This is a genomic window from Zoogloea sp. GDB6, assembly GCF_056724105.1.
Map to the genome: position 1 here is coordinate 4,248,507 of NZ_CM161497.1, position 21,345 is coordinate 4,269,851.

The window sequence follows — 21,345 nt, forward strand, 5'->3', positions numbered from 1 at the left end:
TCACTGAACGCCAGCGCCATGCCCCGTCCGCACATCCACCTGCTGGCCACCGGCGGCACCATCGCCGGCGAAGCCGATCCCGCCGCCGACAGCCCCCGTTACCGGGCTGGCGTGCGCCCGGTGGAACAACTGCTGGCGGCCGTCCCCGGCCTCGACGCCACCGCCGAACTGAGCGCCGAGCAGATCCTGTCCCTCGACAGCAAGGACATGACCCCGGCCGACTGGCTGGTGATCCTCGCCGCCGCGCGGCGCGCGCTGGCCGACCCGGCGATTGCCGGCATCGTGATCCTGCACGGCACCGACACGCTGGAAGAGACCGCCTACTTCCTCCATCTCACGCTGCCCGGCGACAAGCCGGTGGTGCTGACCGGCGCGATGCGCCCGGCCGACCACCCGCAGGCCGACGGCCCGGCCAACCTGCGCGCCGCCGTGTGCCTGGCCGCCAGCCCGAGCGCCCACGGCAAGGGGGTGCTGGCGGTGATGAACCGGACCGCCTACCCGGCACGCTGGCTCGGCAAGGCCCGCACCCATGGGCTGGACGCCTTCGAGTCGGCAAGGCCATGGACCGACGGCCGCCCCGACGGGCGCTGCGCCGACCTGAGCCCGGCCACGCTACCGCGGGTGGACGTGCTGATGGGCTACGCCGGGGCGCCGCCGGAGCTGGTGGAGGCCTGCATCGCCGCCGGCGCCCGCGGCCTGGTGCTGGCCCTCACCGGCCACGGCAGCGTGCCCGCCGCCTGGCTGCCGGCCCTCGCCCGGGCCCGCGAACACGGCGTGGCGATCCTGCGTGCCAGCCGCTGCGCCGGCCCGGTGGTCCACAACGCCAACGCCGACGATGACCGGGAAGGCTGGCTCACCGCTGGCGACCTGCCCCCCGCCAAGGCCCGCATCGCGCTGATGCTGGCCCTCGCCCGCGGCGGCGAAGCACAGAGCTTTCTGCAACTGGAAGAATGATCCGGTGGCGCCGCGGAATCATCCGGCGGCGTGACGAATGGCTTTTTACACGTCACCCGATCGTCGGGACGCCTGACGGATTTTTTCCGTCAGGCGAAAAATCCGTTTTTTCATATGAAAAACTGGATTTTTCACGCCGAGGAATCGTCCAGCGGCACGACGGCATTTTTGCGTCATGCCGCTGAATCGACGGGATGCATGAAAAAATCATCGGGCGGCGTGACAAAAAAGCTTGTGGCACGCCCCCCAATCATCGAGGGACGCCGCCCGAGCTTTTTGTCATGTGAGCGACGGCTTTTTTCAGCCGAAAAAATGATTTTTTCATGGGGAAAAATCACTTCGTCAGCACGCCCGGGGCTGCCCGCAGGAGGCCCCACGCTCAGGACGTAGCGCCGCGCCCCTTGCGGGTGAAGGCCACGCGGGCCTCCTCCAGCACCTGGGCCAGCTCCTCGCGGGCCTCCAGCGAAGACTGGATCAACTTGTGCTCGTCATGGCCAATGGCCTGCTGGCGGGCCAGCACCTCGGCATCGTGGCGGGCAAAGCGATTGACCATCTGCTCGGCCAGCGCCGGCGGCTCGTTGAGCAGCTCCAGCGTCCACTTGGCCATTTCCAGGCTCGACGGCAGCGCCTCGCGGATCTGCCGCTCGATGCCGAGGTCCATCAGGCGGCTGGCGTGGAAGCGGTTGCGCGCCCGGGCGACGATCTGCACATGCGGGAAATGCTTGCGCACCAGCTCGGCGGTGCGCAGCGACGCTTCCACATCGTCGATGGCCAGCACGAAGACCTTGGCCTGGCCGATCTGCGCCGCATGCAAGAGATCCAGGTGGGCCGCATCGCCGTAGAAGACCTTGAGGCCGAAGCGGCGCACGGTATCCACCTGGCCGGCATCGGAGTCCAGCGCCGTGAAGCTGACGCCCCGCGCCAGCAACAGGCGCCCGACGACCTGCCCGACACGCCCGAAGCCGGCGATCACCACCTCGCTGCCGTCCTCCGGCATCTCGTCGAAGTCCCGCGGCACTTCATTCTTCTTGGCGGACTTGGCCAGCCAGTCGCCGAACATCAGCAGCAGCGGCGACACCGCCATCGACATCGCCACCACCAGCGTCAGCTTGTCGGCCTGCACCTCGCCGAGCACGCGGAAGGACTGGGCCGCATCGAACAGCACGAAGGCGAACTCACCACCCTGGGCCAGCACCAGGGCCAACAGGCGTGCGTCCGCTGTCGTGCCGCCGAACAGGCGCCGCAGCACGAACAGCACCACGCCCTTGACGACGATCAGCCCGGCGGTGAGCTGGGCGATCTGCCACGGGAACTTGAGCAGCAGGTCGAGGTTGGTGGACATCCCGACGGCCATGAAGAACAGGCCCAGCAGCAAACCCTGGAAAGGTGCGATGGCCGCTTCCAGTTCATGGCGGAATTCCGAGTCGGCCAGCAGCACGCCCGCCACGAAAGCCCCCAGGGACATGGACAGACCGCCCGCTTGCATCAACAGCGCCAGGCCCAGCACCGTCGCCAGCGCGGCGGCGGTAAACATCTCCCGACTATTCACCCGCGCCACGTGGCGGAACAGCATGTCCAGCGTCGGCCGGCCGATCACCGCCACCACCGCCAGCAAGCCGAGGCCGACCGCCGGATGGGTCAGTGCCGTCGACCGCCCGGTGCCGAACAGCGGGATCAGGGCCAGCAGCGGGATGACGGATAGATCCTGAAACAACAAAATCGCGAAAGCTTCGCGCCCATGACGAGTGGAAAGTTCGCGCCGCTCGGCCAGCGTCGGCAGCACGAAGGCCGTCGACGACAGGGCCAGGATGATCCCCACCACCGTCGCCGCCGGCCACGACAGGCCCAGATAGCGCCCGGCACCGGCCAGCGCCGCGGCGACCCCGAACAGTTGCAGCGCGCCGAGCCCGAACACCGAACGCCGCAAGGCCCACAGCCGCGAGGGCTTGAGTTCCAGGCCGATCACGAAGAGCAGCAGCACCACCCCGAGTTCGGCCGTGTGGAGCAGGTTGTCCGGGTCGCGCACCAGCTTCACCCCGAACGGACCGATCAGCACCCCAACCGCCAGATAGCCCAGCACCGTGCCCAGCCCGGCCCGCTTGAAGAAGGGAACGAGCAACACGGAGGCCAGCAGCAGGGCAGCAAGAGTGGTCAGGGATTGCATGGATATCTATGCACAACAATGGAATGCCGAGTCTCTCACAAACCGGAGACCCGGATGCCCGTGGAAGGATAAGGAAACAATACGACAGAAACTACGGGAGTAGTTCTATAGGGATTCGCCTTACAGGCGTGTCAGGAATCTTTACAGTCGCCTGATTTGGCAATATTCCAAAAAATTACAATTTTTAGAAAAAATCATATATCAGAGCCAATTAACAGCACTAAAGGCAATTTGGCACACTCCCTGCTAAATATTCGACAGAATCACAAAACCCACCGCCGATTCTTCATAAACGCAGGAGACTGGATATGAAACTCAATAAAAACAAGATGTTGGTGGCAGCGACCATTGCGTCGGCTTGCTTTACGTCGGGCGCTGGCGCAGCCGGTACCTTCACGCTGCCGGCGGGCCAGTACTTCACGTACGGCAACACCAACTCCTACTCGCTGCCGGTGGCCGCCTACTATTATGACCAAGCCCATGGCGGTGGCACGGGTCCGGGCAGCCCCTATTATGTCGGGTCGTCCCCGGGTGCCATCAAGGATCTGGTCGTCATCTACACCGGAGCCAGCGGCACCGACGTGACCACCAATGCGATGGGCTTCGAGGATGCCTACGGCACCCCCAACGGCTCCTCCCCCCAATTCGCATCCACCGATGGCACCAACGTCACCCCTCCGACCGGCGTCGCGTCCAAGGGCATCCAGACCGTCTATAGCAACACCTGGGACGCCAGTCTCGACGCACTCAGCAAGTTCCTGAACGGTGGCACACCGATCTTCTTCTTCAACAACAACGATACGAACAAGGATCAGGATCTGGCCATTTGGGCCAAGCTGTGGATCACCGATGCGAACGGCAATCTGGTCAATCGCTTCCTGTATCTGAGCAATCAGAACATCAATACGAACACCGACCAGCCCTATGGCACGCCCGGCGTTCCCGCCGGCGATGCGACCATCTACAATCCGGGCGGCGCAGCATTGAGCGTATCGGGGTCCGGGGCGGAAGGCGGCGTTGCCAGCGGCGGCGTATCGCCCACCGCCAGTGGCACCAGCCCCTATGACACGAGCTATGTCAGATCCGGCGGCGACGTGCTGATCTGCGACGCTACCCAAGTGGTCGTGACCCCCTCGACTCCCTGCAGCGGCAAGACCACGGCCATCAACCACAACCTGGGCGCAAACCAGGTCGCTTACGCGGCCGACCTGCCCCTGCTGGATACGTGGCTGGCTGATCTGGTCTCGCAACAGGTCAACCTGAGCAAGTACTCGCTGCACCTGCAGCTCAATCTCGGCTGCGACTCCCAGTTCAACGGCGCCTGTACGGAAGTGCAGATCGACAACGGTTACGAGCAGCTCTTCATGGGCAGCTCCAACTCCATCTATAACACCCCGGAGCCGGCTACGCTGTCACTGATGGGCCTGGGTCTGCTTGGCGCTTTCGCATCGCTCTTCCGTCGCAAGACGGCCTGATCAGGGCCTTTAAGGCTATACGGTCAAGCCGGCGCCCTGCGCTGCAGCAGCAGATCGCTGACGAGCCCCCGGACTTTCCGGGGGCTCCGTCTTTCCGGGCTTGCCAGAAGGCCGGGTGGAAGCCTCGGTACAACACGAGGCCGAAACGCAATTCCTGTAGCTCATAAGCAGGCTACAGCCCTGGGTCCTCACCACCTCCGGCGAGCGCCGCGTCCACCACCCGCCGGCTCAGGTGCGGGGCGAAGCACTCGATGAAGGCATAGATATATCCACGCAGCCAGGCGTTCTTGCGCAGACCGATGCGCGTCGTGCTCGATGCGAACAGGTGGGCCGCGTCCAGCATGCCCAACTCCTTGTCTGCCACCGGATCGTAGGCCATCTTGGCGATGATGCCGACGCCGAGGCCCATCGCCACGTAGGTCTTGATCACGTCCGAGTCGATGGCGGTGAGCACCACGTTGGGCTTCAGGCCCCGGCCGGTGAAGGCCTCGTTGATGCGGTTGCGGCCGGTGAAGGCGAAGTCATAGGTCACCAGCGGATAACGGGCGATGGCTTCCAGCGTCAGCGGCTGCGTCGCCAGGATCGGATGGCGCAGCGGCGCGACGACGCAGCGGTTCCACTGGTAACAGGGCAGCATCACGATGTCCTCGTGCTCGGCAATGGCCTCGGTGGCGATGGCGATGTCGGCCACGCCGGACAGCACGTATTCGCAGACCTGGCGCGGGTTGCCCTGATGGAAGGACAGACGCACGTTGGGGTAGCGTGTCATGAAGGCCTGCACCACCTTGGGCAGCGCATAGCGGGCCTGGGTATGTGTAAAGGCGATCGACAAACTGCCGCTCGCCTCGTTGCTGAACTCGGCGCCGACTTCGCGCAGGTTGTCCACTTCCTGGAGAATGCGCCCGACGATGGCCAACACCTGCTTGCCGGGCTCAGTGATGTCCACCAGGCGCTTGCCGTGGCGCACGAAGATCTCCACCCCCAGCTCCTCCTCCAGCACGCGGATCTGCTTCGACACGCCGGGCTGGGAGGTAAACAGCGCCTCGGCGGCCTCCGATACGTTGAGACCGTGGCGGGCCACCTCGAATACATAGCGCAACTGCTGGATGTTCATCGGCGCCAGACCTCGTGGAAGAACCTGAAAATAGAATATTAGAACTATAAGTTCTAAAGGTTTAACCTAAAACACCTTCTTTGCTCTAAAAACACGTTCTACGATGCGCCGCACAAGGAATTTGGGCTTATCATGAGTATCGCTTACACGATTGCCGGCTTCTCCGTGGGTGCCATCGTCGGTCTGACCGGCGTGGGCGGCGGGTCCCTGATGACGCCGTTGCTCGTCCTGCTGTTCGGCATCAACCCCTCCGTGGCCGTCGGGACCGACCTGCTCTACGCCGCCATCACGAAGGCCACCGGAACGGTCGCCCACGGCATGAAGGGCACGGTGGACTGGACGGTGACGCGCCGCCTGGCCACGGGTAGCATTCCCGCCTCGACGATCACCCTGCTGCTGGTGGGCTATTTCGCTCCCGGCGGCATCGGCGGCGCCGGCAGCCTGATCAAGGTTTCGCTGGGCATCGCACTGCTCCTCACGGCGGTGGCGATCGTGTTTCGCAAGCAGATCCAGGCCTATGCGCTGAAGCACTCCGGCGGCCAGGAGAATCCGCAGCGCACCAAGCTGCTGACGATCCTGACCGGTGCCGTGCTGGGCGTACTGGTTTCGATCTCGTCGGTGGGTGCCGGCGCCCTGGGCGTCAGCGCCCTGTTCTTTTTGTACCCGCGGCTGGCGACCTTGCGCATCGTCGGCAGCGACATCGCCCACGCGGTGCCCCTGACGCTGGTGGCCGGCATCGGCCACTGGTTCCTCGGCAGCGTCGACTGGGCCTTGCTGGGCAGCCTGCTGATCGGCTCCCTGCCGGGCATCTGGCTGGGCAGCCACATTTCCACCCGCGTCCCCGACCGGGTGCTGCGTCCGATTCTGGCAACCATGCTGGTCTTGGTGGGCAGCAAGTTGATTGCGGCCTGACCGGGCTTACGAATAAACCAGGAAAACGAAATGTACCGTTACGACCCCTACGACCAGAAGATCGTCGACGAGCGCGTCGCCCAGTTCCGCGACCAGACCCGGCGTTACCTGGCCGGTGAGCTGACCGACGACGAGTTCCGCCCGCTGCGCCTGCAGAACGGCCTGTACATCCAGCGCCACGCGCCGATGCTGCGGATCGCCGTGCCCTACGGCCTGCTGTCGTCCACGCAGGTCCGCAAGCTCGCCCACATCGCCCGCAGCTACGACAAGGGCTACGCCCACATCACCACGCGCCAGAACGTGCAGTTCAACTGGCCCGAACTGAAGATGGTGCCCGAGATCCTCGGCGAGCTGGCCCAGGTCCAGATGCACGCCATCCAGACCTCCGGCGCGTGCATCCGCAACATCACCTCCGACCCCTTCGCCGGCGTGGCCGGCGATGAGTACATCGACCCGCGCCCGTGGTGCGAGGTGCTGCGCCAGTGGAGCACCTTCCACCCGGAATTCGCCTTCCTGCCGCGCAAGTTCAAGATCGCCGTGAACGGCGCCGACCAGGACCGCGCGGTCATCCAGTGCCACGACATCGGCCTCGAGCTGAAGCGCAATGCGGCCGGCGAGATCGGCTTCCGCGTGCTGGTCGGCGGCGGCATGGGCCGCACCCCGATCATCGGTGAGGAAATCAACGCTTTCGTGCCCTGGCAGCACATCATCACCTACAACGAGGCGATCCTGCGGGTGTACAACCGCTACGGCCGCCGCGACAACCTCTACAAGGCGCGCATCAAGATCCTCGTCAAGGCCCTCGGCGTCGCCGAGTTCAAGCGCCAGGTCGAGGAGGAATGGGCCTTCGGCAAGGATGGCGCCAACACTCTGACGGAAGCCGAAGTGGCCCGCGTCGCCGCCCACTTCACGACGCCCGCCTACGAGACCCTGGCGGGCGAGGACGCCGGCTACGCCAGCCAGCGCGCCGCCAACACGGCCTTCGCCGCGTGGGCTCGCCGCAACGTGCTGGCCCACAAGGTGCCCGGCTACGCGATCGTCGTGCTGTCCCTGAAGAACCCGGCCACCGCCCCCGGCGACATCACCGCCGAGCAGCTCGACCTGGTCGCCAAGTGGGCCGACGCCTACAGCTTCGGTGAAGTGCGCGCCACCCACGAGCAGAACCTGGTGCTGGCCGACGTCAAGCAGGCCGACCTCTTCGCGCTGTGGGAGCAGGCTCGCGCCACCGGCCTGGCAACGCCGACCTTCGGCCTCTTGACCGACATCATCTGCTGCCCCGGTGGCGACTTCTGCGCCCTCGCCAACGCCAAGTCGATCCCCATCGCCAATGCGATCCAGGCCCGTTTCGACGACCTGGACTACCTCTACGACATCGGCGACATCGAGCTCAACATCTCCGGCTGCATGAACTCCTGCGGTCACCACCACGTCGGCCACATCGGCATCCTCGGCGTCGACAAGAACGGTGAGGAGTGGTACCAGGTCAGCCTCGGCGGCAGCCAGGGCAACGACACCAGCATCGGCAAGGTGATCGGCCGCTCGTTCGCCGCGGCCGAAATGCCCGACGTGATCAGCAAGATCATCGACGTCTACCGGGCCCAGCGCCAGGACGGCGAGCGCTTCATCGACACCGTCCGCCGCACTGGCCTCGACCCCTTCAAGCTCGGCGTGTATGGCGAAGCCGCGATCATCGAAAGGAAGCAACATGCCTAAGCTCATCAAGAACGGCCGCGTGATCGACGACGCCGCAGAAATCCTCGTCCTCGACGAAGTCCAGGGCCCCGAGGCGCTGAGCCTGCCCGATGGTCCGGTGTTCGTGCCCCTCGCCGTGTGGCAGGCCCACAAGGGCGCCCTCTCCGGCCGTGCCGGCCTCGGCGTGTGGCTGGACAGCAGCGAGAGCGTGGACGACCTCGAAGGCGATCTGGACAGCATCGGCGCCATCGCGCTGAATTTCCCCAAGTTCACCGACGGCCGCGCCTACTCCAGCGCCGCGCTGCTGCGCAGCCGCTACGCCTACACGGGCGAGATCCGCGCCATCGGCGATGTGCTGCGCGACCAGTTCTTCTTCATGCAGCGCTGCGGCTTCGACGCGATCCAGCCGAAGGCCGGCAAGTACAGCGACGCCCAGCTTGAAGAAGCACTGGCCAGCCTGAAGGACTTCTCGACGCCCTACCAGGCCGCCATCGACCAGCCCGAACCCCTGTTCCGCCGCGTTCCGCGCGCCGCCTGAACGAGGACACGCCGTCATGCATCCGAACCAGAACCCCAAGCTCGACGATCCGGTGCTGCTTGCCAGCCTGGAAGCCAAGGTCGCCCAGCTCAAGGCCGACCTGGCTGCCTGGGCCGCCGAACTGCCGGCCATCACGATGGCCAACAGCCTCGGCGCCGAAGACATGGTGCTCACCGACGTGATCGCCACCAGCCAGCTGCCCATCGAGATCTTCTCGCTGGACACCGGCCGCCTGCCGCTGGAAACCTACGACCTGATGGCCGAGGTGCAGAAGCGCTACGGCCTCAAGCTGAAGTTCTTCTACCCGAACCACGAGGCCATCGAGACCTTCACGCGGGAAAACGGCATCAACGCCTTCTACGACAGCGTCGAGCTGCGCAAGGCCTGTTGCCACGCCCGCAAGGTCGAGCCGCTGGGCCGCGCGCTGGCCGGCAAACAGGCCTGGATCACCGGCCTGCGCGCCCAGCAGTCCACCACCCGCACCGACCTGCCCAAGCGCCAGTTCGACGAGGGCAACGGCCTGGTCAAGTTCAACCCGCTCTCCGACTGGACCGAGAAGGAAGTGTGGGCCTACATCCGCCTCAACAAGGTTCCGTACAACGCGCTGCACGACAAGTTCTACCCGAGCATCGGCTGCGCCCCGTGCACCCGCCCGGTGTCGATCGGCGAGGACGTCCGCGCCGGCCGCTGGTGGTGGGAAAACCCGGAAACCAAGGAATGCGGCCTGCACGTCAAGAAGTGACGGGCACCCAGGAACCATAGAACGAGTAAAGCAATGTCGACGCTCACCAAACAGACCCTGAGCCACCTGGATTGGCTCGAATCCGAAGCCATCCACATCATGCGTGAAGTGGCCGGCCAGTGCAGCAACCCCGTGCTGCTGTTCTCCGGCGGCAAGGACTCCATCTGCATGCTGCGGATCGCCGAGAAGGCCTTCCGCCCCGGCAAGTTCCCCTTCCCGCTGATGCACATCGATACCGGCCACAACTACAAGGAAGTGGTCGAGTTCCGCGACAAGCGCGCCGCCGAGCTGGGCGAGCGCCTGATCGTGCGCTCCGTCGAAGACTCCATGAAGCGCGGCACCGTCGTGCTGAAGAACGAGAACGAGTCGCGCAACAAGCACCAGTCCGTGACGCTGCTGGAAGCCATCGAGGAGTTCGGCTTCGACGCCTGTATCGGCGGAGCCCGCCGCGACGAGGAAAAGGCCCGCGCCAAGGAACGCATCATGAGCTTCCGCGACGAGTTCGGCCAATGGGATCCGAAGAACCAGCGCCCCGAGCTGTGGAACCTCTACAACGCGCGCAGCCACAAGGGCGAGAACATCCGCGCCTTCCCGATCTCCAACTGGACCGAGATGGACGTATGGCAGTACATCGAGCGCGAGAAGCTCGAGCTGCCGAGCATCTACTTCGCCCACACCCGTCCGGTGGTGATGCGTTCCGGCGCCATCGTGCCGGTCAATGTGCCGCTGATGAACGGCGAACTGACCAACCTGCCCAAGGCCGGCGAAGAGATCATCGACCTGCAGGTGCGCTTCCGCACCGTCGGCGACATCTCCTGCACCGCCCCGGTGGAGTCCGACGCCGACAACGTCGAGAAGATCGTGCTCGAAACCGCCACCACCACGATCACCGAGCGCGGCGCGACCCGTCTGGACGACCAGACCAGCGAAGCCTCCATGGAACAACGCAAGAAAGAGGGTTACTTCTAAATGAGCGCCCAACACGTTGAAGACCGCGGCCTGCTGCGCTTCCTGACCTGCGGTTCGGTCGATGACGGCAAGAGCACCCTGATCGGCCGCCTGCTGTTCGACACCAAGGCCATCCTGGCCGACACCCTCACTGCCATCGAGCGCACCTCCAGCAAGCGTGGCATGACCGCCGTCGACCTGTCCCTGCTCACCGACGGCCTGCAGGCCGAGCGCGAACAGGGCATCACCATCGACGTGGCCTACCGCTACTTCTCGACCGGCACCCGCAAGTACATCATCGCCGACGCGCCGGGCCACGAGCAGTACACCCGCAATATGGTGACCGCCGCCTCCACCGCGAACCTGGCGATCATCCTGATCGACGCGCGCAAGGGCGTGCTGACCCAGACCCGCCGCCACAGCTACCTGACCAAGCTGGTGGGCATCCCCCACGTGGTGGTAGCCGTCAACAAGATGGACCTCGTCGATTACGACCAGGCCACCTACGACCGGATCGTTGCCGAGTACAAGGCCTTCGCCGACCAGATCGGCCTCACCGACGTGCGCTTCATTCCGCTGTCGGCCCTCAACGGCGACATGATCGTGGACCGTGGCGAGCGCCTCAACTGGTACGACGGCCCGACGATGATCGACATCCTCGAAGCCGCCCCGGCCGCCCACACCGAGCAGGCCGAGAGCTTCCGCTTCCCGGTCCAGTACGTGTGCCGCCCGCAGGCCTCCGATAACCCCGAGCTGCACGACTACCGCGGCTTCATGGGCCGCGTCGAGTCCGGCGAGATCAAGGTGGGCGACAGCGTCACCGTGCTGCCCAACGGCCTGACCACCAAGGTCAAGGACATCCAGCTGTACGGCGAGTCCCTGCCCAAGGCGATCCACGAGCAGTCCGTGACCCTGCTGCTGGAAGACGAGATCGACATCTCCCGCGGCGACATGATCGTCAGCAGCACCGAAGTGCCAGCCCAGACCAAGCAGGTCGAGGCCATCGTCTGCTGGCTGTCGGAAACCCCGCTGTCGCCGGCGCGCACCTACTGGCTGCGCCACACCACCCGCGAAGTGAAGGCCAAGGTGGCGAGCATCACCCACCGCCTGGACATCAACACGCTGGACAAGGAAGCGGCGACTACGCTGGCCATGAACGACATCGCCCGCCTGACCCTCAAGCTGGCCCAGCCGGTCTTCGCCGACAACTACACCGACTCGCGCGCCACTGGCGCCTTCATCCTGATCGACGAATCCACCAACAACACGGTGGGTGCCGGCATGATCACGGGCCTGAACGCCTGAGCCGACGCGTAGGCTGCATCCCCGGCTGCGGCCGGAAGCCGCAAAGCAAAACCCCCGGTTCAACGACTTATACCTTAACGATACATACTTAGTGAGTGAGTGACTTGAAGGCCTTGTTCAAAAAGGGAATTAAGGCAATTTACATTTGATGTATTAACACATCTTAATACATAGATGTTTGAAGGGGCCAATGGAAGCGTTGGCCCCTTTTTCTTTGGGTATCCGGAATGTAGTGTTGAAATGATTGCACTGCTTGCGACATTTGCTACAATGCAATCAACGCAATCGCAGCAAAAGGGAGTTCGCCGTGGCCACCAACTTAGTTGTCCGAAACATTGAGCCATCTGTCGCTCAAGCGCTTAAGCAGGCTGCGGCTGCCCACGGGCATAGCGCAGAGGCCGAACACCGTGAAATCCTGCGCAATGCACTCTTTCGTCCGGCTCGACGCACCTTCAAAGAGGTGTTGGCCAGCATGCCGGATGTCGGCGAGGATGCGGACTTCAATTTCCGCCAGTCTTGATGTATCTGCTCGACACCAACGTCGTCAGTGAGCTGAGGAAAGGTGTTCGCGCCAATTCTGGTGTAATGACCTTCTTTGCCAACCTGCGAGCCGATGAAATTTACCTGTCGGTGCAGACCATAGGGGAGTTGCGGCGCGGCGTAGAAAATATCCGTCGCCGTGGCGACATCAAACAAGCCGAACGTCTGGATACCTGGCTGGATAGCGTGCTGGCTGACCACGGTATACGAATACTGGATTTTGACTTGGAGTGCGCCCAAGTATGGGGGAAGCTCATGTCCCCGAATCCTCAACATCCTATAGACAAGCAAATTGCCGCTGTCGGCCTTATATACGACTTGACCGTTGTCACACGCAACACGGCAGATTTCGAGCACACCGGAGCGCGACTACTGAATCCGTTTAACTGAGTTTCAACAGTGGATTCCGGATACCCTTTTCTTTCGGCAACTGACTTCGTACGAGGTCTTAGACCTTTGGGTTCGACAAGAGCAGGACGACACAACTACCCGCTCCCAACCCGTTGCTGACGTTCAACCTGCAAGCAGCCATTGGCAATCTTCTGATGCGATTTGCGGTTAGAACCGAAGCCAGAGGTGTAACACTGGTTCAGGGGCCTTCCATCCCCTCTTTTGATACTTTGGACATTTGTCCAAAGTTGGAAGGGTTTGGTGCCGACAACAAGTTGGACTGTGGCAAGTAAGCTTGCGCCAAGCGGATGCAATCGCGCTATCAGCTAGAGAGAGCTTCATAACCGAGAAAGCTCTCCTGAGAAGTTAACTTCAGTCGTTCTACTGCATGGTCACCGTCACTAGCGCGGATTCCGTGCTAGGTGTGGCGATTCATCGTGCAACGGTTGCGAGTTGGGGCGCTGTCGGTCTACAGGCGTGCGTTGCCTTCTGTCGTTGATGACTTCACGTCCTAAAGTAACTTCCCATTAGAGAAAAGCCATCCATCACAGAAATACCCGACCCGACCTCACCATCGATGCAGCCCATGTTTGAGCCTCTGCTTCAAGCAGTCCGTTCTTAAGGATGAACTTAGCTACGCCCACCACGTGTTCCCTAGTGCCTCGTGTGGTGATTGTTAGTTCAATCTCTCCATTGGGGGTGAGACCGAGAGTGGCCGGCTGAATATAAGTACTTTCTTGTATCTGCTTCATTAGGAACGAAGCGTCCATGCCAGGCGGAACGGCCTGAGTGGCAGTAACCGTATGGATGCATTCATCATTTTGTGCGAGTTGGTGCTGTAGGGCTTCGATGGCGGCCAATATCGTTGGAGAGCTTGTCCGTTCCTTGGCGTATGAAAGAGTGACGCGCAATTTTGTATGCCAGTCATCGTTAAAGGTTTGTTTAAACAATGCTATGCCCATGCCAACCATCTTTTCTAGCTCGAGTTTGATGCCAAGGTTCTTTACTGGTTGCCAGTAGTCACCGTCTAACAGCACGTGATTCACTGTTCCATTTGAACACTTTAGTGTGGAACATTTTAGTGTGTAGATTCTAGCACGGATGCGCCTGAAACTCGGTTGAAAACCGGGAACAGGCATGAATCGAATAGAAGCGCTGGGAGCAGTGATACGGGACACCCGTATGAAAATGAACATCTCGCAAGAGAAGTTGGCTGAAGCCGCAAAGATTCACCGGAACGGGTTGGGCCGCATCGAGCGAGGTGAAGTCGAAGCTACGGTTGGTACGCTATGCCTCATCGCCGATGCGCTTAACGTGGCGGTGTCCGAGCTCATGCAGAGGGCAGAAATGTTGGCTGAGAATCAAGGGTAGCCCCCTGACAGAAACGCAGCAGAAGACGCGTCCAAACTCAGAGTGGCACATCTCGAATCAGACTATCCTTCACGCATTCTGTGAGCAACTAACTACTTGACCGATGGCAATCATCATGCAGTCGCACTAGCTTTTCACGAAGTTCGTTCTGAGCTGAGTCCGCCGCTAGTCCAAGGAGAGGGTCACAGAGCACTAACCTGTCTCGGTGCTCGGAAGGCCACCCTTCACCACGGTCGTCAAGAGCCAGCCATCGACGATGCTTGTGCCGTTTGACGTCGCCAAGAATCTGCGCGTACCGCGGGAATAACTCCCACCCACGTGGACAGTGGGCATGCCAAGTCGCGCCGATAACCCGCCTACGCAATCCCTCGGCCAGCCAGCTACGTGCCTCGCCGACCCCTAACACCCGAGCCCAGCTCGTCGAGAGCACGATTCTCAAGCTTGGGTACGGAGCAAGAATTTCTTCGAGCAGTGACGCCCACTCGAAGAGACAAAACCCATCCATCTTGAGAACGATTTTGTCTCCAACCCTGTAAACCTCGTCAGGGTGAAGGACACCATCGAAGTCGAGGAAGAGGACAGGAACGTCTGGGTCTCGCCCGTGGCGCGTCACCTTAGGCACCTCCCGAGTTCTGGCAGGTTGCCCGCCTCAGGAAGCGGACCATATCGAAGAGACGAACCTCCCCGCTTTCAAAAGTCAGCCGCAGTTGAAACCCTGGCAACGCGTTGACAACAGTCACGGCCAATAGAGGTGGAGCTGAAACCTCCGTCATCACTCACCCCCTCAGATTGCGCATGCCCATCACCTTCCCAATCTCTCCTGCGCGGAGATAGATGTGTGACCAGCGGCATCAGGCTACCCGAGCGTCGCTTCAACCACAATGACATATCAAGAAATGCCTCTTTTGTCAAGCGGGGACTATGCCAATAAAACCGATATGGATATGCTGGACCTATGAGTGCTCCGTGCTGTCCGTTTTGTTCCCTTCCTCCTGAACGCATCGTCGGCCAAAACGACTTCGGAATCTGGATTTACGACGGTTTGCCCGTCTCAGCCGGGCATAGCCTCATCATTCCGAAGCGACATGTCGGCTCGTTCTTTGAGGTGAGCTCTGCTGAACGTGCGGGCATGCTGGAGCTGCTCGACCAAGCCAAAGCTGCGGTAGATGTAGCGCGCCGGCCAAATGGCTACAACATCGGCATCAATGACGGTGCAGCCGCGGGCCAGACCGTCCCCCACCTCCATATCCATCTGATTCCTCGCTTCCCGGGCGATGTCGCCGACCCTCGAGGCGGTGTTCGCTGGGTCATCCCCGAGAAAGCGGATTACTAGTCTGGATGCTAGGTCGTCTCCCGGAAGCCGCTGCCATTTCCGGAAGCTCAAGTGCAGTTTCATTCAAAGCTGCAGTGACTGTTCGTCGAAGGGGGGCGCGGCGACCTACAAGGCCGGACGCCCATGTGTTGTCGTCGAGCTCTCCATCGCATGGCGTTGATGACGGTGGCGACTTGATGCTGGTCAGCAGGCTGCGCGGCAAGCGCTTCATCTCCACTTACTCGAAGAATAGACAGGTCTGTCGCATCGGAGTTTTAATTGGCACTTCCAATGCACTATGCTAACAGCGCATGGTGCGCTGAGCTTAATTATGCTCACGAAGAATGGTTGCACATTTAGAGTCGAGTCTTGCCGCAAAACCTAATTTCATCGTATTCATATTTCACGCCGAAAACCTCATATGAGAGACTTGGGATTAATGGGCGAAAGTGCGTTCGCGTTTTGGTGCGCAAACGAAGGGCTGTCTGCAAACCGCTCAGACGTGGACAAAACAGGATGGGATTTTTTTGTTGAGTTCCCGACAAAAACGAGCGCCCTCGAAATACACAGAGCCGCTCTTGAGTGCAGAGTTCAGGTAAAGGCAACCGACCATCAAAAGAGAAAGCTCAACATACCTCTTTCCAATTTGCATCGATTGGCGACAGCCCCTACCCCTTGCTTCTATATTTTTCTAGAGTTTGACGGGAAAGATGTAGTGCAGCGAGCTTTCTTAGTTCACGTAGACAATGAACTAATATCTCGAGTATTGAAAAAAGCGTACGAAATAGAAAGCTCCACCAAACAACGAAAACCTAACAAAACCACCCTGGCAATCCACTACGACGACGCAAATCTTATTGCTCCTCCATGCGGCTCATCCTTGAGACGTAAGCTGGAGGAAATTATCGGCCCCAGCCTGCAAGACTATATACAAAATAAGAAGGGGCATTTGTATAACACGGGCCATGAAGAGGGCTGGGGGGAGGTAACTCTTATGCTCGAGGGAGAGGCTGCTTTTCGTGATTTTATTGACATGTCTCTTGGCATTAAAGAGGATGTTAATGTCTCTGCCTTGCAAGGATTTCACACGCGCTTTGGCATAAAAAGCAGCAAGCCTTTTGTTGATGCTATCCATGGCCGGGTTGAAATTCTCTCCCGCGAGCCTGTCGCATCAGGGCTTATTTGCTTTAAGAAAGAAAAATACGGACCCGAACTCCCGTTCAAATGCAATGTGTTTAGCTCATTCCTTAATTCGATTGCGCCTGAATCTTGGCAAAAAATTCGAGTTGAAGCTGAGTTGTTTGAAATAACGATAGCGCCATTCGTCGGAAATGCTAGCTATCAATTTACCTCGAATCCGAATTCGAGGCATGTCGTATCGGAATTGCGAAATGCAGTGCAGCTTCTGAGCTATTTGTCTTATAAGGAGAGCAGGACTTTTGGGGAGCTTAGAGCAAACGACTGGCCCTCAATAAAGTTCTCCACAAATGGTAAGGGGCAAGAGTTCGAGTTGATGGATGAACTACATGCACTTAACTGCGCACTGAAGCTTATCTCGATTTATGAACTAGTTGAGCCCATTGAAGTTTCGTTGCAGGAAATTTCGATGAGCGCACAGGGAATTATTCAATTTTATGGGGTTTTTGATAAGGAGGACAGGGCGCTAAAAATTGAATTTTCCATGGAGGGTCCAGATATTAATCTATCCAGAGAATCGGCTTGCGCGCTTTTTGTATCGACAAAAATCGGGGATGTCATTCTTGGTGTCTTTCTAATGCTTTTTGGACGCATCATGAGAGATGAAAATGAGAGGTTGGTGCTTGCGTCAAATAGAAAGAACATTGAAAAGAAGGTTGTCTTAAGGAATGGTGACAAGCTAAGTGCGTCTGAATTTGTAGAGGTTGCGGATGAAGTTATAAAAAAATATGAAACCACTCATGAAGTTTTAATTTTCTTTCCTGGCAATCATGCCGACGCACCACCAGAGAAATTCTGAAGTTATGGCTTACGTATTTTTCGTATATCTTACCCCTCAAGATACGCTGTATTGGAAACGGACATCCTTATAGTGGAAGACAAAGAGTTGATGCAGGTAGTGGATGAACTAGGTTTTCAACGACGGTAGAAGCAAGGTCATGATTGCTTCTGCCGGTCATCAGGCCAGAGATAGGCCTGCCTAGCCGGCTTATCTAGTGCGGATAGGCTAACCATGATACGCAAAATCCACAATCTACCAGCACTCACTAGGCGTCTCTTTAGCATCACCAAAGTGGAAGGTCATACTCGCTTCCCTTGCAGACCTTGTGCCGTTATATCGAGGGCTATGACTGCCGGTACGAATGCGCCATACTGAAGTCATAGTATGCGGACTACCCACATGCTATCTTCAGGTGTGCATTCGAATTACGCTAGGGGAACAGTTTGGCACCAAAGTCAGATGCAATTCATGCTGCCGCCTGCTCGCTTCAGGCAGGCCGCTGGAGCGAATACGAATCCCATGTGAAGGCTGCTCGTCGTACCGGCGACGAGGAAATTTGGGAAAAGCTGGCGGCGTACCACCCCCGAACCGTAAACGTTTTCTTAGCGCTCTCTGCGCTATCAAGCACGGAAAGCTCTGCAGCATGCAGCTGGTTGCTTCCAGTTGTGGGTCACCTGCCACAAATGTCGCTTTCGGATGCGAAGCTCCTCCTGAATTTTGTGGAAACTTTGAGCGACAGTTACCGTTACATGCCGGCAGAGCAGTTAAAGCCACATATTGCAGCAAGCCCCAAGCTCGGAGCAGAGCTCGGAGCGTACCTCCGCGCTGAAGATGTTCCTGCTGAGGCATCTGTCTTTGTTTGGGCAGGAGCGTTCGCTTGGGGGGCGCCCAAAGAGGCTGCTTGTTACCTGGAGTCGCTTTTGACAAAAGCCACTGGCGATGTGCGGCTGGCTGCGGTTCTGACCAACTTTCTTCCCACCGACAACGAGGCGGTCCAACAGAGCCTTGCATCCCTTGAGCCATCACTTGTGGAAGCATTGATTGAAAACTCCACGATACTTGGCCGTTTGGCTTGGACTGACTTGTGTCACATCGCGGACCAATCCACAAAAGCACGAAATGCTTTACGGGAGGCTCTGGAGGCAGGAGTACCCGACGCGACGATTGCTATCGCGAATTCCCTTAATCGACGTAACCACACCGGCGTTGGAGTAACGGGTGCCCCAGTTGATGAGCTAGTCAAAAGTCTCCTTCAAGCGGGCCTTTCTGACGACCACTCTCGGCGACATGTCGATTCAGCTATCTCCAGCCTCTTCTACCGGGAAACATTCTTACCGATGGTTACCCAGTCAGTCATGAGGCTGGGCTCAATGCCCGGCAATGTGGTTGAAGCACTCCCAGACGTGTTTGGCGCACTTGCGAATCATTCCAATGAATTTTCAAGCATATTGACTAACTGGTTGCTATGCCCAGATACAAATTTCTCTTCGTTGGCATCATTGCTATCTATGTGCCTAAACGAGCAATCAAACGTAATTTTAAACGAAGGTGAATTTGCGGGCCAGTCTCCTGAGCGAAGGCTCAAGGCCGCACGCCGACTGCTCGCCCTTACGCATCACGGTCCCACGCTCTGCCACTTCTCAGCGCTCATTGCAGAGATGTCGGTGCTCGGCCCTGAGCGATTTAACTTGTCGGGCCAAATGTTTGACAGTGCATTCCTCGAATACCCGAAAGCTACTGAGGAGTTCTTGAAAGAGAAGACGTTGACACTCATACATAGCGCTTCTAAAGTTCAGGTATATCACGATGTCTATAGCAGTATCCTTCAGTGGAGAAGCGTGCTGGAGAGACTACCTGACAGGAAGGAGCTCAAACCAAGCGACGCAGAGTTGCAGGTCCTGCGCGCCAGGAAGAGGCGAATCAACAGAGAAATCACCCGACAGGCGACCGAGCAATCCATTTTTGCAAGTCTCTACACAAGCGTCCACATGGCACAAGGAAGGAAATTCGCGAGTCACACACCATTGGGAGCGCCGCAAATCACTCCCATGGCAGAATCAAGCCATTTCATTGAACTGCCCTCGAGCGAAATCGCCGACCCAATGAGAGGGCAGATTGAACGATATAACCTTCTTCGGAATGCGCGATGACCGGAAGCCTTCGACTCCTTCTTGAAGATTTCCTGGGCCTCATGCGCGAGGAGGGAGAACTGGATGTCTTCCTACCTATACTGATGTCAGCGATGGGGCACGAGTTAGTCTATCGTGCCCAAAAAGGCCCCAGGCAATACGGAGTGGACATAGTCTCGGTTGGGGTTGATGACGACGGCAAAAAGAAGCTGTTCTTGTGGCTGGTCAAATGCGGCGATATTGGCCGGAAGGACTGGGATACGGGACCACAAGCTATTCGCCAGTCAATCAATGATGTTGGCGATATTTACCTGCGTAGTCATGTTGCCCCAGAGCATAAGAGGTTTAGAAAGAAACTGCTCGTGGTCACAAACGGAGACTTCAAAGCAAGTCTCAATGAGACAATTGCCGCCTTTCTGGAAAGTTGGTGCACCCATAAGAAGGTTGATGCCGAACAAGTAAACGGCTCCAGGCTCGCAGCGTGGACCGAAAAATACCTCCTCGATGAGTACATTCTTCCGAGCGATAGCAGAGCCCTGTTGCGCCGAATGCTTGCTAACGTGGCTTCACCAGACCTCTGTATCAGAGTCGGACGAAAACTCATAGACCAGATGCTTGTAGGTGCGGTGGCGCCAGCGAAATCAGACGCGGCTGCAACAAAGAAGTTGCTGACAGGCCTGAGAGGCATCAGAACCGCGCTGCAGGTTCTACTCATGTGGTCAATCAACGAGGACAACCTCCTGGCAACGTACATGTTGTATCAGTACGCTGTACTCTCGATTTGGGCCAAACTTCATCAAAGACTTTGTGCTGGTAACGTGAAAGTGACCGAAGAGTTCGGCCAACTCCTTGGTGCTATGTCGATAGTAGCCGAGACCTACCACCGGAAGATGGATGACTACTACGTTGTCCAAGACTCTTTCGCCAATGCACTCCCCGACAGCCTTATGGTGTCAAGAACTGTTTTTGATGAAATCGGCAGGTTGGGCCTGCTTGGCTACTTTCTTGCCTTTCAGGCCAACGAATTAGGTAATCAAGACGCGAAAATTGGCTCGCTTAACTGTTCAAACCGCATTAAAGCATTGTTACAGAGTCACTCATGCAGCGGATTGCCGGCATTTGACTATCAGTCTGTAAATATTCACGTTGCCTTACTCCTCCTCCTCGCCACAGGAGAGCACGACACCGCCAAAGCTTGGCTGCGCGAGCTGTGCCAGAGATTTCATTATGCAACTACCGTTCGAAAATTCATTCCCATGTCCGCTACATTTGAGGACGCCCTAGCCGTTCGCGATGGAGAAGAAGAGATGGCGGACGAGTTCTGCAACACGTCCACACTCCTGCCCATCATGTTCGTATGGACGGCAGCCCTTGGGATGCGAGATGCCTATGACTTTCTTCGGCTCGATGTACTGCCCCACCTTAAGGCGACCACTCCAAATTTATGGAGTTCCGAAAGCGGCTTCGATGACGCGGTTGGAAATGGATGGGCCCTTCATGAGCATGGCGTCGGAGAGTCGGTAATGCATGTCCCAGAACAGCCAGATGAATTCCTAATGGCCATGTCTGTGCCTCTCACAGGGATAGACGGAATTGATAAATCCTCTTGGTATCAATTGCGCGCCCCTTACATTCCGCTTCTGGCGGCCTTGCATTGGCAGTCGCAACTCCCTCGCGAGATGCTTGTTGGGCAGACTATTGCGTTTTCTAGAACTTCGAACGCAGACATTTCGTGGCCGTCTTCGAGCTCCACACCTTAGTCGCAATCGAGTGAAATAAGA

20 protein-coding genes are annotated in these 21,345 nt (G+C 58.9%); 16 read left to right on the forward strand and 4 right to left on the reverse strand.

From position 1 onward, the window contains the following. Positions 1-18: 18 nt before the first annotated feature. Both AC1PQG_RS19310 and AC1PQG_RS19315 read left to right on the forward strand, forming a co-directional pair. Positions 19-954, forward strand: coding sequence for an asparaginase (locus tag AC1PQG_RS19310; protein WP_481119421.1), 936 nt, complete (start codon positions 19-21; stop codon positions 952-954). Between the two features lie 30 nt (positions 955-984). Further along, the gene (locus AC1PQG_RS19315; protein ID WP_481119422.1) at positions 985-1,344 is read left to right on the forward strand and encodes a hypothetical protein; all 360 of its coding nucleotides are present in this window, start codon (positions 985-987) and stop codon (positions 1,342-1,344) included. Here AC1PQG_RS19315 and AC1PQG_RS19320 read toward each other — a convergent pair. Continuing rightward, complete coding sequence (locus AC1PQG_RS19320) at positions 1,334-3,118, reverse strand: monovalent cation:proton antiporter-2 (CPA2) family protein (RefSeq protein ID WP_481119423.1); 1,785 nt, start codon at positions 3,116-3,118, stop codon at positions 1,334-1,336. The two genes, AC1PQG_RS19315 and AC1PQG_RS19320, sit on opposite strands and share 11 nt — an antisense overlap. Before the next feature lie 308 nt (positions 3,119-3,426). Here AC1PQG_RS19320 and AC1PQG_RS19325 point away from each other — a divergent pair, with 308 nt between their 5' ends. Next, entirely contained in the window at positions 3,427-4,593 is a 1,167-nt protein-coding gene (locus tag AC1PQG_RS19325; protein ID WP_481119424.1) for a PEP-CTERM sorting domain-containing protein, read from the forward strand. A gap of 172 nt (positions 4,594-4,765) precedes the next feature. Here the strand turns inward: AC1PQG_RS19325 and cysB are convergent, their stop codons facing one another. Next, positions 4,766-5,707 carry an HTH-type transcriptional regulator CysB gene (gene cysB, locus AC1PQG_RS19330; RefSeq protein ID WP_481119425.1) on the reverse strand — a complete coding sequence of 314 codons (942 nt, stop codon included), beginning with the start codon at positions 5,705-5,707 and terminating at the stop codon, positions 4,766-4,768. 132 nt (positions 5,708-5,839) lie between these two features. Here cysB and AC1PQG_RS19335 point away from each other — a divergent pair, with 132 nt between their 5' ends. From AC1PQG_RS19335 to AC1PQG_RS19370, 8 genes are all read left to right on the forward strand, one after another. After that, the gene (locus tag AC1PQG_RS19335) at positions 5,840-6,619 is read left to right on the forward strand and encodes a sulfite exporter TauE/SafE family protein (protein WP_481119426.1); all 780 of its coding nucleotides are present in this window, start codon (positions 5,840-5,842) and stop codon (positions 6,617-6,619) included. A 30-nt stretch (positions 6,620-6,649) separates the two neighbouring features. After that, entirely contained in the window at positions 6,650-8,332 is a 1,683-nt protein-coding gene (locus AC1PQG_RS19340; RefSeq protein WP_481119427.1) for a nitrite/sulfite reductase, read from the forward strand. Next, positions 8,325-8,849: a DUF934 domain-containing protein gene (locus tag AC1PQG_RS19345; protein ID WP_481119428.1), complete on the forward strand. Its 525-nt coding sequence runs from the start codon at positions 8,325-8,327 to the stop codon at positions 8,847-8,849. Before AC1PQG_RS19340 ends, AC1PQG_RS19345 begins: the two co-directional genes overlap by 8 nt. A 16-nt stretch (positions 8,850-8,865) precedes the next feature. After that, on the forward strand, positions 8,866-9,591 hold the full coding sequence (locus AC1PQG_RS19350; RefSeq protein ID WP_481119429.1) for a phosphoadenylyl-sulfate reductase: 726 nt from the start codon (positions 8,866-8,868) through the stop codon (positions 9,589-9,591). Positions 9,592-9,624: 33 nt separating this feature from the next. Next, positions 9,625-10,560, forward strand: coding sequence for a sulfate adenylyltransferase subunit CysD (cysD, locus tag AC1PQG_RS19355; RefSeq protein ID WP_481119430.1), 936 nt, complete (start codon positions 9,625-9,627; stop codon positions 10,558-10,560). Beyond that, the gene (cysN, locus tag AC1PQG_RS19360; RefSeq protein ID WP_481119431.1) at positions 10,561-11,844 is read left to right on the forward strand and encodes a sulfate adenylyltransferase subunit CysN; all 1,284 of its coding nucleotides are present in this window, start codon (positions 10,561-10,563) and stop codon (positions 11,842-11,844) included. 307 nt (positions 11,845-12,151) lie between these two features. Then, positions 12,152-12,364, forward strand: a complete 213-nt coding sequence (locus AC1PQG_RS19365) for a FitA-like ribbon-helix-helix domain-containing protein (protein WP_481119432.1) — start codon at positions 12,152-12,154, stop codon at positions 12,362-12,364. Further along, the gene (locus AC1PQG_RS19370) at positions 12,364-12,774 is read left to right on the forward strand and encodes a PIN domain-containing protein (RefSeq protein WP_481119433.1); all 411 of its coding nucleotides are present in this window, start codon (positions 12,364-12,366) and stop codon (positions 12,772-12,774) included. Before AC1PQG_RS19365 ends, AC1PQG_RS19370 begins: the two co-directional genes overlap by 1 nt. 545 nt (positions 12,775-13,319) lie before the next feature. Here the strand turns inward: AC1PQG_RS19370 and AC1PQG_RS19375 are convergent. Next, positions 13,320-13,820 (reverse strand): hypothetical protein, encoded by a 501-nt coding sequence (locus AC1PQG_RS19375; RefSeq protein WP_481119434.1) that lies wholly within the window; start codon positions 13,818-13,820, stop codon positions 13,320-13,322. A 91-nt stretch (positions 13,821-13,911) separates the two neighbouring features. On the opposite strand from AC1PQG_RS19375, the gene AC1PQG_RS19380 reads away from it, so the two are divergent. Next, complete coding sequence (locus AC1PQG_RS19380) at positions 13,912-14,145, forward strand: helix-turn-helix domain-containing protein (RefSeq protein ID WP_481119435.1); 234 nt, start codon at positions 13,912-13,914, stop codon at positions 14,143-14,145. Between the two features lie 88 nt (positions 14,146-14,233). Here the strand turns inward: AC1PQG_RS19380 and AC1PQG_RS19385 are convergent, their stop codons facing one another. Beyond that, the gene (locus AC1PQG_RS19385) at positions 14,234-14,767 is read right to left on the reverse strand and encodes an HAD domain-containing protein (RefSeq protein ID WP_481119436.1); all 534 of its coding nucleotides are present in this window, start codon (positions 14,765-14,767) and stop codon (positions 14,234-14,236) included. Positions 14,768-15,100: 333 nt separating this feature from the next. Between AC1PQG_RS19385 and AC1PQG_RS19390 the strand changes: the two genes are divergently transcribed. The 4 genes from AC1PQG_RS19390 to AC1PQG_RS19405 all read left to right on the forward strand — a co-directional run bounded on the left by AC1PQG_RS19390 (position 15,101) and on the right by AC1PQG_RS19405 (position 21,324). Beyond that, complete coding sequence (locus AC1PQG_RS19390; protein WP_481119437.1) at positions 15,101-15,478, forward strand: HIT family protein; 378 nt, start codon at positions 15,101-15,103, stop codon at positions 15,476-15,478. Positions 15,479-15,878: 400 nt separating this feature from the next. Beyond that, positions 15,879-17,453 carry a hypothetical protein gene (locus AC1PQG_RS19395; RefSeq protein ID WP_481119438.1) on the forward strand — a complete coding sequence of 525 codons (1,575 nt, stop codon included), beginning with the start codon at positions 15,879-15,881 and terminating at the stop codon, positions 17,451-17,453. A gap of 425 nt (positions 17,454-17,878) precedes the next feature. Beyond that, a complete protein-coding gene (locus AC1PQG_RS19400) occupies positions 17,879-19,585 on the forward strand; it encodes a hypothetical protein (protein ID WP_481119439.1) in 1,707 nt (568 codons plus the stop codon). Beyond that, entirely contained in the window at positions 19,582-21,324 is a 1,743-nt protein-coding gene (locus AC1PQG_RS19405) for a hypothetical protein (protein ID WP_481119440.1), read from the forward strand. The genes AC1PQG_RS19400 and AC1PQG_RS19405 overlap by 4 nt, the downstream gene beginning before the upstream one ends. Positions 21,325-21,345: the final 21 nt, after the last annotated feature.